This window comes from Vibrio sp. D173a, assembly GCF_030248475.1.
In genome coordinates this window covers 1-1,226 of record NZ_JAHGAH010001169.1, presented here as the reverse complement: position 1 = coordinate 1,226, position 1,226 = coordinate 1, and the positions used below count along the sequence as shown (strand labels likewise).

Sequence of the window (1,226 nt, the reverse complement as noted above, 5' to 3'; positions counted from 1 at the left end):
TACTGATGGGGAAATGGGAATAATGGATGAGCTCTGTCCCAGATTGTGCTGGGTAGAGCATAGAAAAGCAATGGCATTGACAAACTATTACTTTTCATTTGCATGGCTAAAGCGCTAGGCTGACAAACTCCGCTTCGCTGTCATCGGTTATCTGATAGCCCAACCTTTGGTAGAAAGCGATCGCTTGCTGATTGCGTCTAAAGCTTGAAAGGGTGATGGTTCCGCGTTCTTCTTTGAGGGCGAGTGCTTGGATATCTTTCATTACTCGATACCCGAGTTTTCGGTTTCGGTAAGGTGGGAATACGATCAACAAATGCACATGATAGGCCTGTTGATAAGGTTTGTAGCAGACTGATCCGACTCGCTCATCTTGGTCTTGTATCCAATAAAACCAGTCTTGTTGATAGTCATTGTTTATCCGCTGCCTCTGAAATTCATCATCCCATCCAAAGACGGCTTCAACATGGGAATAAAGCGCCTCTTTTATCACCGAAAACTGCGTCTCGGCTTCTGAAGGAAGAATGGGGGAGTAGCGTAATGGAAGTGATTCGACACCTTGTCTCATTGTTGAAAGAACGTCCCTGTATCTGTGTAGCTATGTATCTAAGAGCCTATGTATCGTTGTTACTTTAATTCGATTTCTTGTTATTTGGATTCTTCTGCAAGCTGATGGTGGCGAGAAAGCTGTTTGTAGAGCGTGTCTTTCAGTTCCATGCGCTCCACTTTTAGGTTGTGCATGTTGTCGTCGTCGATCGGGTTACCCGATACCTCAAGTTCACGGATTGTGTAATCAAGCTCGTGGTACTTCTGCATGTTGGTTTTGAATTTTGGATCATCGTGATTCAGTTGCACGATGTCGAGTTTGAATTCAGGGAAGTCTAGGATAAAAGCGTGGTTTTCATTGAGCATTCTAATGTCCTCATTAATGTATTTGCTTACCAGTATAGAAGCATAACCATTAAAGAAATGTGTCACTGAACGCAAAGCTCTAAAGCAATAAAAAAGGGCACCAAAAGTGCCCTATCTATCTCAAAAATAAAAATTATTTATTGTTCGCTCGCTGTTGAGCTTTCTTTTCAAGTTTTTGCTGTTTTCTCTGTTCGATCAGCTGTGCAGCATCGCCACCGACGTGAGTTTCACCGCGAGCAGCAGAAAGCTGTACCTGCTTTTCACGCTCCCTAAAGCGTTGCTTCTGCTCTTCTGTGTGTTTGTCGATACACTTAGGG

The 1,226-nt window shown here is 43.5% G+C and carries 2 protein-coding genes and 1 pseudogene; all 3 read right to left on the bottom strand.

The genetic code is table 11. The annotated features are described in order from the left end of the window. Positions 1-106 precede the first annotated feature (106 nt). Positions 107-565 carry a GNAT family N-acetyltransferase gene (locus KIV40_RS32095; protein ID WP_285353388.1) on the bottom strand — a complete coding sequence of 153 codons (459 nt, stop codon included), beginning with the start codon at positions 563-565 and terminating at the stop codon, positions 107-109. 80 nt (positions 566-645) lie between these two features. Beyond that, the gene (locus KIV40_RS32090) at positions 646-909 is read right to left on the bottom strand and encodes a YdcH family protein (protein ID WP_285353386.1); all 264 of its coding nucleotides are present in this window, start codon (positions 907-909) and stop codon (positions 646-648) included. Between the two features lie 133 nt (positions 910-1,042). Next, positions 1,043-1,226, bottom strand: a pseudogene (locus tag KIV40_RS32085) (hypothetical protein); the annotation flags it as partial.